Here is a 10,836-nt window from a genome sequence, read left to right as displayed (position 1 = left end):
AGCCATCATGCGCAAGCTCGTGATCCTCGCAAACGCCCTCCTCAGAGATCAGCGTCCATGGGTCAACTTTCCTTCTTGATCAACACGGATACTCTAGCTGCAACTGCTCGGCAGTCACGCGCTCGCAGACAGCAATCTCTTTCGTACCTTTTCCCGACCGATCAAGGGCAGCAGATCCTTGAGTTCTGGTCCGCTCTCGCGACCGGTGAGTGCCAGGCGCAAGGGCAGGAAAAGCTGGCGACCCTTGCGACCGCTCGCCTGCTTCACAGCGGCGGTCCAGTCCTTCCAGGTGCTCTGATCCCAGGGCTCTTGCGGCAAGAGCTCTGCCGCTGTCGCGCAGAACTTAGGGTCTTCGATGCGTGGGGCAATGCTCCCGCGCACGACCTGGTACCATTCCAGAGCGTCCTGCCGACGCGCCAGATTCCCTCTAACGGCCTCCCACAGTGCGGCACCAAAATCGGTGCGGCCGGCCTCGCTGAAGGTCTCCGCGACGGCCTCGTATGGCAGCTGCTGCAGAACACGGGCGTTGAGCGGCTCCAGTTCCTGGGGATCGAACTTGGGAGTCGCCCGACCGAAACGGCTGATGTCGTACCCCGCAACCAGGGACTCCATCTCGGTATGCGCCTCGATGGGGTCCGAGGTGCCCAGTCTTGCCAGGTAACTGTTGAGCGCCATGGGCTCGAGGCCCTGCTCTCGCAGGGAGGCCAACGAAAGCGAGCCGAGGCGCTTTGAGAGCCCCTGCCCGCTTGCATCGGCAATCAGCGGCAAGTGCGCGAACACCGGCACGCTGCCGCCCAGTGCCGTGAAGAGCTGAATCTGCACCGCCGTATTCGCCACATGATCCTCGCCACGCAGCACGTGGGTGACACCCAGCTCGATATCATCGACCACGGAAGAAAGCGTATAGAGCGGCCGGCCATCTTCACGCAGCAGCACGGGGTCGGAGAGATGCTGGCCGCCGAAATGCTGCGGACCGCGCACGGCGTCTGCCCACTCGATCGCGCTGTGGTCCAGCTTGAAGCGCCAGTGTGGCTTGCCCCCTGCGTCGAGCAGCGACTGCTTCTCGGCATCGCTCAAGCCTAGGGCAGCGCGATCGTAGATCGGCGGCCGTCCCGCTTTCATGGCGAGCTTGCGCTTGAGCTCCAGGTCTTCGGCCGACTCCCAGCACGGGTAGAGGCGCCCGGCCTCCTTGAGCCGTTCCACGGCATCGGCGTAGCGCTCCATGCGATCGGACTGGCGCGCCGTTTCGTCCCAGGTCAAACCCAGCCAGACTAGGTCCCTGCAGATGGCCTCTGCGTAGACCTGCGTAGAGCGTTCGCGATCGGTGTCGTCCAGCCGCAACAGGAAGGTGCCGCCTTCCTTGCGGGCCCAGAGCCAGTTCAGCAGGGCAACGCGGGCATTTCCGACGTGAAGCAGCCCGGTGGGGCTGGGAGCGAAGCGAACCTTCATCCTGTTCGCTCCCTCAGGCCGGGCCCTTGAAGGCATTGGTCACTGGATAGCGGCGATCGCGCCCGAAAGCGCGCGAGGTGACCTTCACACCCGGCGCTGCCTGCCGGCGCTTGTACTCGGCATTCTCCAGCAAGCGCCATACCCGGTTCACCACTGCACGGTCATATCCGCGCTCCACGATCGCATCCACGCTGGCTTCCTCCTCGATCAGGCCGCGCAGGATGGCGTCGAGGTCGGCATAGGGAGGCAGGCTGTCCTCGTCCTTCTGGTCCGGGCGCAGTTCGGCGCTGGGCGCCTTGGTGATGATGCGCTCGGGAATCACCATGCCCTCGGGGCCGAGAGCGTCCTTCGGCTTGTTCGCATTGCGCCAGCGCGAGAGCGCATAGACGCTCTGCTTGTAGACATCTTTCAGGACATTGTAGCCACCGCACATGTCGCCGTAGAGCGTGGCATAGCCGACGCTCATCTCCGACTTGTTGCCGGTGGACAGCACCATGTGGCCGAACTTGTTGGAGAGGGCCATGAGGCTGATGCCGCGCGCCCGGGCCTGGATGTTCTCTTCGGTCACATCGACTGGCAAACCCTCGAACAGCGGCTTGAGCATGGTGTCGAAGGCCTGCATGGCGGGCCCGATGTTGATTTCATCCAGACGGGAGCCCAGCAGCCGCGCGCACTCTGCCGCATCCTCCAGGCTGTCCTGGCTGGTGTAGGGTGAGGGCATCATCACGCAGTGCACCTGCTCCGCGCCGAGGGCATCCACTGCCACCGCAGCCGAGAGGGCGGAATCGATGCCGCCGGACATGCCGATCACAACGCCGGGGAAGCCGTTCTTGCGCACATAGTCGCGCAAGCCCAGTTGCAGCGCGCGATAGAGCGCCTCGTGACCTTCCGCCGGAGCTGCCTGCTCCCCTTCGCGGCAGACCCAGCCCTCGTCATCCCTATGCCAGTCCGTCAAGGAAAGCTGTTCTTCGAAGGCGGGAAGCAGCACGCGGAGGGAGGAGTCGGCCCCAAGCACGAAGGAGCTGCCATCGAAGACCAGTTCATCCTGGCCGCCGACCTGGTTCACGTAGGCCAGGGGGAGTCGGCTTTCGGCGATGCGATTGAGCGCCACTTGCTGGCGGACTTCCAGCTTGCCTTCCTCGAACGGCGAGCCGTTCGGTACCAGCAGAAACTCCGCGCCGGACTCCTCCAGACACTCGACGACTTCCGGGAACCAGATGTCCTCGCACACCGGCACGCCGATCCGCACGCTGCGGAAGTTGACGGGACCGGGCAGCGGTCCTTGGGTGAACACCCTCCCCTCGTCGAACACGCCGTAGTTGGGCAGATTGTGCTTGTAGCGCACCGCTTGGATACGACCGGCATCGAGCAACAGCGCTGCATTGAACACCTTGCCCCGCAAAGGCCAGGTGGCTTCGGCATCCTCGCACCAGGGCGCACCGATCAACAGCCCGGGGCCGCCGTCGGCGGTTTCCAGCGCCAACTCTTCGATCCCCGTGCGCACCGCGGCGAGAAAAGCGGGCTTGAGCACGAGATCCTCAGGCGGATAGCCGGATACGCAGAGCTCACTCCCGACCAGCAGGTCGGCCTGCTGCGCTGCGGCTTCTTCGCGCAATGCACGCAGGCGAGCGAGATTGCCGGGCACGTCGCCGACTGTCGGGTTGAACTGAGCCAGGGCGATGCGAAGGTGATCGGTCATAGGAGCCCGTGTCGCAGGTGAAGGCGGGTGGGTTCAAGCAGGAAAGATGTGCACTTCCGGCGGCACCAGTCGGCGGCGCACAGTAGCGTCCGGTCCATCAGCGGCGCAGGAGGAACTCGCGGCCAACCTTGACCCGCGGTTGACCGTCGTACTCGACAATGTCCGCCGTGGCGTAGGTTTCGGTCCAACGGATAGGGAGAAAACTACCGGTTCCGATCACATCCACCGGCACCTTTGCCTCGGACATGACCCGGCACTTCTTCGGCCCGAAGCCGCTGGATGCCACGATCTTCACCTTGGGGAAGCCGGCCTCATCAAGGACTTCACGCATCCGCCATATGGCGGCCGCCGACACGCCCGGTCCGACGAGATAGCGCAGCTCCTCCTCGGTGCGATAGCCGCGCACCGCCTCGGGCACATGACGTTCCAGCACCGCGTAGGAGGCGGTGGGATCGAGGCCTTCCAGATAGCGGCTGCCTGCCACGTCGAGGCGCACGGAGAGTGTGCCGGCCGCTGCTCTGTCAGCGAAGTGCCGGCAGACCTCCAGGCTGTCGGTCACTTCCTGCGCGAAGTAGTCGACCAGCACGGTCATGGGAGCATCGGGAAAGCAGCTGTCGAACATTTCGGCTGCGCGCAGCGTCGAACCGGCATAGCCGATAATGGCATGCGGCATGGTCCCCAACCCCTTGGGCTGGTCGAAATAGTGGGCCGTGGCATCGGTCGCGTTGCCGATGAAGCCGACGGCATTCACCTTGCGCTTCGCCCGGGCGGAACCGACTGATGCGGCGTAGGCCATCAGCTCCGCCATCTCCGTACCGGCACAGTGGCGCGCATCCATGGCAAGAAAGGCGACGCCCGGCAGATCGGCGCACATGGAAAAGGCATTGTGCGCGGCAACGCAGGCCGGCCCCAGCTTCTGCAGTAGCAGCGTTTCCAGGTCGACCAGGTGATAGAAGGGCCCGGAGACATAGAGGATCGGTTCGCCGGCCCCGACCCACTTGCCCTCGGGATAGCGCTGGTCGATCTCGAATGTCACCCCGCGCTCCCGTCCGATCGCCTCGAGCCACTCGATCGCCAACCGCGGCGCCGAGACAACGGGTCGGCGCATGAAAAGCGCATAGGTCACACGGGCATCGCCGAACTGACCGACCACCGCCTTGGTCTTGCGAAAGTAGACGTCGGTCCAGGCACCGATCTGCTCATCGGTCCGGGGCCAGACGGCGCCGTTCGTCGCCGCTTCCTGCGCCTTCACCTCGTCGGGCATGGACCCTGTCTCCGTGATCTGCGTCCGTTTATTCGCCGGCGACGCGCGCGACCGGCGTGTCCTGGCCGCGTGCCAGGCGTTCGGACTTCAGTTCCTCCGCGATGAGGAACGCCAGTTCGAGAGCCTGATTGGCGTTCAGCCGCGGATCGCAGTGCGTGTGGTAGCGGTCGCCCAGCATGGCATCGTCGATGGCCTGGGCCCCGCCAAGGCACTCGGTCACGTCCTGACCGGTCATCTCGAAATGCACGCCACCGGCATAGCTGCCCTCGGCGCGATGAACGGCAAAGAAGCCGCGCACCTCTTGCAGGATGCGGTCAAAGGGGCGCGTCTTGAAGCCGCTGCCCGACTTTACCGTGTTGCCGTGCATGGGATCGCAGGACCAGACGACATGGCGCCCCTCTTCGCGCACCTTGCGCACCAGCGCCGGCAGATGCGCCTGCACCTTCTCCGCGCCCATCCGCGAAATCAGCGTCAATCGTCCGGCTTCATTCTGCGGGTTCAGGGTGTCGATCAGGCGCAGCAGCTCGTCAGGATCCGTGGTCGGGCCACACTTCAGACCGATGGGGTTCTGTACGCCACGCAGGAACTCAACATGCGCGCCGTCGAGCTGCCGGGTCCGATCGCCGATCCAGAGCATGTGCGCCGAGCAGGCGTACCACTCGCCCGACAGGCTGTCGACACGGGTCAGGGGCTGCTCGTAGTCGAGCAGCAGCGCCTCATGGCTGGTGTAGAAATCGGTCTCGCGCAGCTGCTGCACCGTGTCAGGCGTCACGCCGCAGGCCTGCATGAAGGCCATGGCTTCGTCGATGCGCTGGGAGAGCTCTTCGTAGCGCCGTCCCTGCGGACTGCCGGCCACGAACTGCAGGTTCCACTGATGCACCTTGTGCAGATCGGCAAAGCCGCCCTGGGCAAAGGCGCGCAGCAGATTGAGCGTGGCCGCGGCTTGATTGTAGGCGCGCAGCATACGCTCGGGATCAGGGGTGCGCGCTGATTCCGCGAAGTCGATGCCGTTGACGATGTCGCCGCGATAGGCCGGCAGTTCGACACCGTCCTGCACCTCCACGTCCGACGAGCGCGGCTTGGCAAACTGCCCCGCCATCCGCCCGACCTTCACAACAGGGCAGGCAGCCCCGAAGGTCAGCACCACCGCCATTTGCAGGAGTACCCGGAAGGTGTCCCGGATGTTGTTCGGATGGAATTCGGCAAAGCTCTCGGCGCAGTCCCCGCCCTGCAGCAGGAAGGCCTTGCCTTCGGCCACGTCCGCCAGGGACCGTTTCAGGTTGCGCGCTTCACCGGCAAAAACCAGGGGTGGATAGTTGCTGAGGGTTCCGCGGACCGCTTCGACGGCTTGCGGTTCGGGATAGGCGGGCACCTGCCGGATCGGCTTGCTCCGCCAGGATTGGGGTGACCATGTCTGTGTCATAACGCGAACCTCAGTACTGTCCGTTCGCCGCCGAAACCGCAGGCAGGCGGCACTCCTCAAGCAGTCTTAGACACTGCGCCCCTGTGAATCCAGCGGGAATAGGAGCCTGCGGGGGCCTCCTCGGGGCTCCCTGGCTCCGGCATGACCTCAAAGGGGCCAGAACAAAGGTATCAGCGCGGAGGCGACGAGCCAGAGCAGTATGTTAAGTGGCAGGCCGACTTTCACGAAATCGCTGAAGCGGTAGTTGCCGGCATGATAAACGAAGGTGTTGGTTTGATAGCCAATGGGGGTCGCGAAACAGGCAGATGCCGCAAACATGACCGCAACGACGAAAGGGCGCGGATCGACGCCGAACTGCTGCGCCACGCCGACGGCAATCGGCACCATCAGGACAGCAATGGCGTTGTTCGACACCATCTCGGTGAGCAGAGAGGCCATCAGATAGATCATCGACAGGGCGATGAAGGGCCCGAAGGGGCCGGCCAGGGCCAGCATGCCCTCAACCAGCAACAGCACCGCCCCGGTCTGTTCCATGGCAACGCTCAATCCGAGCATTCCGAAAATGAGCAGCAGCAATCGCCATTCGATCGCTTCGTAGATCTCGTCCGGCCGCACGCAGCCGAGAACGACCACTGCCACCGTGGCGATAATGGCCAGCCCGGCGATGGGCATGATCCCCAAGGTCGCCAGCAGCATGACCCCGGCGATGGCCCCAACGGCCAGGGGGGCGCGCCGCCGGCGCAGAGGCCGTGTGTGCACCTCGTTCAGGTTCAGCAGCAGGCCGTCTTCCACCAGCCGGTGAATTCCTTCGGGTGGTCCCTCCAGGAGCAGCGTATCGCCGAAACGCAGCGACAGACGTTCGAAGCTCTGCGAAAGATTCTCGTGCTGCCGGTGGACCGCGATCACAAACACGCCGTAGCGGCGGCGCAAGTAGAGGTCGACGATGGAGCGGCCCACCAGTCGCGACCCCGGACCGACGATGCCCTCCATGACGACCGCCTGCTGGGTGGAGACAGGCTCCAGTTCCACCTCGCCGTCGCCCGGAAAGGCGAGTTTCCCGGCAGCGCGCAGCCCCATCACCTCGCGGGCATGGGTTTGCAGCACCACCCGATCACCCGCCTCCAACTGTACGCCGGTCAGATCACGCATCCGATGGCGCAGCGAGCGGTCATCCCGGATGATATCGATCACGACGCCAGCCGGATTGCGCATAAGTCCCGCTTCCGCCAGCGTCTTGCCGACAGCCTTCGACCCCTGCAACACCAGCCCTTCAGCAAGGAAGCGCCGCTGCGAGCCATCGCCTAGCAGTGCCGCCAGGGAAGGTCGGTCCGGCAGTAGAATGCGGCCGAACACCGCCAGGTACAGCCCGCCCACCGTTGCCATGATGAGCCCCAGACCGGTGATCTCGAACATGCCGAAGGCTGCCAGTCCCTGCGCCTGGGCGGCGCCGTCTGCCAGGAGGTTGGTGGAAGTGCCGATGAGCGTGCAGACGCCGCCTAGAATGGCGGCGTAGGACAGCGGGATCAGCAGCCGGGTCGGCGCAACGCCGATTGTGGCGGCCAAGCCGATCACCACCGGGGTCATCACAACGACCACAGGCGTGTTGTTCATGAAGGCGGAGAGCGGCATCACTCCGCCAAGCAGCACAACGATTGCCAAGCTGTGGGAATGCTCTGCCAGAGCCGAAACCCTAAGGCCCACCCACTCGATGACGCCGGTTCGATCCAGTGCGGCGGACAGCACAAACATGCAGGCGACCGTGATCGGGCCGCTGTTTGAAAACACGGGAAGCAGGTCGTCAGTGCGCAGCACGCCCGCCAGGAGGAGCACGGCCACGGCCGACATCGCGATGACGTCGGGCGGTGCCCACGCACGCGCGAAGGCCACGAAGACCCCTGCCGTCACCAAAAGCACGAAGAGGGCGTCGACACCGATACCGGCAATGGCCAATCCGCAGATTCCTTATTCGGAACCGGCCTGCGGCCGGCGAAACCCGACGAGCATGTTAAGTTCTTTTGTTGCTGTCGAGAGGATTCGGCTCAATTACCCTTGGGCTCGGCAACGGGCTCGCGCATAGTCACGAACTCCTCGGCCGCCGTCGGGTGAATGCCGACGGAGGCATCGAAATCGCGTTTGGTCGCGCCTGCCTTGATGGCGATGGCCACGCCCTGGATGATCTCGGCGGCGTCCATGCCGCCCATGTGTGCACCCATCACCTTCTGGGTTTTCCGGTCGACGACCAGTTTCATGATGGTGCGCTCGTCACTGCCAGACAGCGTATGCTTCATCGGGCGGAACTCGGTGCGATAGACGTCGATCTCGCGATGCTGCTCACGCGCCTGGGCCTCGGTGAGACCCACACTGGCCAGAGGCGGCTGGCTGAATACTGCCGAGGGAATGTTTTCGTAGTTCAGTTCCGTCGACTGTCCCTCGCAGAGCGAGCGCACGATAGCCATAGCTTCGGCAATAGCGACCGGCGTCAACTGCAGCCGGTCTGTCACGTCACCGATCGCAAAAATTGAAGCAACATTCGAGCGGAAATAGGGGTCGACCTTGACCGCTCCCCTGGCGGTCAGGGCGACACCGGCCTCTTCGAGACCCAACCCATCCGTATTCGGCTCCCGCCCAATGGCGTAGAGCACCTGATCGAACTCTTCTCGGGTGCCGTCGGAGAAATGCACCAGTCGTCCGCTCTGCGTCTCCTCGATGCGGGAGACATTGAGGTTGAAACGCAGATCCACTCCCTTTTTCGGCATCTCTCGGGCCAGAAACTCCCGCAGGTCCTCATCGAAGCCGCGCAGGAACAGGGGGCCGCGATAGACCACCGAGGTCTTGCTGCCGAGACCGGCAAAGATCCCGGCAAACTCCACGGCTATGTAGCCACCGCCCACCACGAGGATGCGCTCCGGCTGCTTGTCCAGGAAGAAGATGTCGTCGGAGACCAGCCCCAGTTCCTGACCCGGCTCGTCGGAGCGAGACGGCACACCGCCGGTGGCCACAAGAATGCACTCAGCGGTGATTCGGCGCCCCTGTACCGACACCGTGTGGGAGTCGACCAGAGTCGCCCGGCCCTCGACGATTTCCACGCCGACCTTGGTCAGCAGGTTCTCGTAGATGCCGTTGAGGCGGGCAATCTCGGCATTCTTGTTGGAGATCAGCGTCGACCAGTCGAAATCACTGTCCCCCACCGTCCAGCCGAAACCGGCTGCCTGCTCGAACTCCTCGCTGAAGTGGCTGGCGTAGACCATCAGCTTCTTCGGCACGCAGCCGATGTTGACGCAGGTGCCGCCCAGATGGCGCTCCTCGGCCACCGCCACCCGCTTGCCCGCGGCAGCGGCCATGCGGCTGGCGCGCACGCCACCGGACCCGGCCCCGATGACGAAGAGGTCGAAATCATAGCTGCTCATGGTCAAACTCCCGGCGGACAGGCTGCGATGGCTGAGGCAGTGGCGATCGCCCAAGGGGCGGTGCATTGCTCCAGCGGGCGCATCAGTAAGGGATGCGGTCTTCCTTTTCCAGCCATCGACGCATGGCCTGCTGCGCCTCGGCTTGAAGGTCACGGCGCGTGGTGAGCAGGCGTTCCTCCGGGGGCTTGGGAACTTCCTGGTATAGCCAGTCGTCATCGAAGCCTACGGCTGCGGCATCGTGACGATCTGCCGCGTAGGTCAGGCGCCCCAGACGGGCCCAATAGATCGCTGCCAGGCACATGGGACAGGGCTCGCAGCTGGAATAGATCTCGCAGCCCTCAAGATCGAAGCGCCCGAGGGCCTGGCAGGCGTTGCGGATGGCGACGATCTCGGCGTGGGCCGTCGGATCACACGACGAAGTCACCCGGTTCCAGCCTTCTGCGATGATCCGGCCATCCTTCACGATCACCGCGCCGAAGGGGCCGCCTTCATTGGCATCGGTCTCGTCGAGCGAAAGACCAATGGCCCGGCGCAGAAACTGCATTTCAGCGTCAGTCATTCTTCCAAACGCACCAGTGCCTTGCCATCGTTCTCGCCCGCGAGCAGCCGCAGAAGCTGGCGCGGTGCGCTTTCCAGGCCCTCGCCGATGTCCTCGCGCACGCGGATCTCACCCGCCCGATACCATTCGCCTAGCTGATCCACCGCTTCCTGCAGCCGGTGAAAGTGATCGAGCACGAGAAAGCCCTGCATGCGGGCGCGCTTGACCAGTATGGCACGGTTGTAGCGCGGCCCTTGTGGCGGCGGCGTGCTGGAGGGAATCGCCATGGTGCCAACGACGACGATGCGGGCGCCGACGTTGATCTGCTCCATCACCGCATCTGAGATCGCACCGCCAGTGTTGTCGTAGTAGACGTCGATGCCGTCGGGCGCCGCTGCGGAGAGGTCGGCGGCCAGATCCGGACTTGCCTTGTAGTCGATTGCGGCATCGTACCGGAACTCCTCGCGGCACTGAGCGACCTTGGCCGGACTACCGGTGAAGCCGACAGTGCGGCAACCAAGGACCCGTGCCACCTGCCCCACGATTGAGCCCACCGAACCGGCAGCGGTCGAGACGGCCACCGTTTCGCCGGCCTGGGGCTGGCCCACGGTAGTCAAGCCGAGATAGGCGGTAAGCCCGGTCATACCCCAGAGGTGAAGGTTGTATGAGAGGGGGCCGTCCGCGGGGTCAGCAATCCGGTCGATGTCGGAACCGTCCGACAACGCCCATTCCTGCCAGCCCTGACGGCCGCTGACCCACGTGCCTTCCGGGTAGTCGGGATGGCGCGATGCCATCACCTGACCGACAGTGAAGCTGCGCATCACCTCGCCCAGAGGAACCGGCGGAGAGTAGTTGGGGCCCTCGGCGATCCAGCCCCGCATGGCCGGATCGATCGACAGCCAGTGCACGCGCACCAGGAACTGGCCTTCGCCAGGTTCGGGAACGCTGCTTTCCTCCAAGCGGAAGCAGTCCTCGGCGACCGCGGGAACCGGCCGGCGGGCCAGGACCATTCGGCGATTGGTGGTCGTCATTATCCCCTCCCCCTTCGAACGAGAA

Annotated in this window: 8 protein-coding genes; all 8 read right to left on the bottom strand. The window is 64.5% G+C overall.

The window, feature by feature from the left end; genetic code table 11:
* Positions 1-114 precede the first annotated feature (114 nt).
* Entirely contained in the window at positions 115-1,449 is a 1,335-nt protein-coding gene (gene gltX / locus ABZ720_RS14930) for a glutamate--tRNA ligase (protein ID WP_366556325.1), read from the bottom strand.
* A gap of 13 nt (positions 1,450-1,462) precedes the next feature.
* Positions 1,463-3,148, bottom strand: coding sequence for an NAD+ synthase (locus tag ABZ720_RS14925; protein ID WP_366556324.1), 1,686 nt, complete (start codon positions 3,146-3,148; stop codon positions 1,463-1,465).
* A 97-nt stretch (positions 3,149-3,245) separates the two neighbouring features.
* Positions 3,246-4,412, bottom strand: a complete 1,167-nt coding sequence (locus ABZ720_RS14920; RefSeq protein WP_366556323.1) for a beta/alpha barrel domain-containing protein — start codon at positions 4,410-4,412, stop codon at positions 3,246-3,248.
* A 28-nt stretch (positions 4,413-4,440) separates the two neighbouring features.
* Positions 4,441-5,835 carry a class II 3-deoxy-7-phosphoheptulonate synthase gene (locus ABZ720_RS14915; protein ID WP_366556322.1) on the bottom strand — a complete coding sequence of 465 codons (1,395 nt, stop codon included), beginning with the start codon at positions 5,833-5,835 and terminating at the stop codon, positions 4,441-4,443.
* A 147-nt stretch (positions 5,836-5,982) separates the two neighbouring features.
* Positions 5,983-7,785 carry an SLC13 family permease gene (locus ABZ720_RS14910; RefSeq protein WP_366556321.1) on the bottom strand — a complete coding sequence of 601 codons (1,803 nt, stop codon included), beginning with the start codon at positions 7,783-7,785 and terminating at the stop codon, positions 5,983-5,985.
* Between the two features lie 89 nt (positions 7,786-7,874).
* A complete protein-coding gene (gor, locus tag ABZ720_RS14905) occupies positions 7,875-9,242 on the bottom strand; it encodes a glutathione-disulfide reductase (protein ID WP_366556320.1) in 1,368 nt (455 codons plus the stop codon).
* Between the two features lie 82 nt (positions 9,243-9,324).
* Entirely contained in the window at positions 9,325-9,801 is a 477-nt protein-coding gene (locus ABZ720_RS14900) for a nucleoside deaminase (RefSeq protein ID WP_366556319.1), read from the bottom strand.
* Entirely contained in the window at positions 9,798-10,811 is a 1,014-nt protein-coding gene (locus ABZ720_RS14895; protein WP_366556318.1) for an NADP-dependent oxidoreductase, read from the bottom strand. Before ABZ720_RS14895 ends, ABZ720_RS14900 begins: the two co-directional genes overlap by 4 nt.
* Positions 10,812-10,836: the final 25 nt, after the last annotated feature.

It is taken from the genome of Aquibaculum sediminis (assembly GCF_040712085.1).
In the GTDB taxonomy this organism is placed as follows: domain Bacteria; phylum Pseudomonadota; class Alphaproteobacteria; order Kiloniellales; family DSM-21159; genus Aquibaculum; species Aquibaculum sediminis.
Note: the sequence above shows the minus strand (reverse complement) of the source record. Positions and strands in the feature narration are given on the sequence as shown.

Excerpts from the sequence above, each read along its gene's own strand:
- ABZ720_RS14925 (WP_366556324.1), bottom strand. The coding sequence starts at position 3,148 with ATGACCGATCACCTTCGCATCGCCCTGGCTCAGTTCAACCCGACAGTC.
- ABZ720_RS14920 (WP_366556323.1), bottom strand. The coding sequence starts at position 4,412 with ATGCCCGACGAGGTGAAGGCGCAGGAAGCGGCGACGAACGGCGCCGTC.
- ABZ720_RS14895 (WP_366556318.1), bottom strand. The coding sequence starts at position 10,811 with ATGACGACCACCAATCGCCGAATGGTCCTGGCCCGCCGGCCGGTTCCC.
- ABZ720_RS14900 (WP_366556319.1), bottom strand. The coding sequence starts at position 9,801 with ATGACTGACGCTGAAATGCAGTTTCTGCGCCGGGCCATTGGTCTTTCG.
- ABZ720_RS14915 (WP_366556322.1), bottom strand. The coding sequence starts at position 5,835 with ATGACACAGACATGGTCACCCCAATCCTGGCGGAGCAAGCCGATCCGG.
- gor (WP_366556320.1), bottom strand. The coding sequence starts at position 9,242 with ATGAGCAGCTATGATTTCGACCTCTTCGTCATCGGGGCCGGGTCCGGT.
- gltX (WP_366556325.1), bottom strand. The coding sequence starts at position 1,449 with ATGAAGGTTCGCTTCGCTCCCAGCCCCACCGGGCTGCTTCACGTCGGA.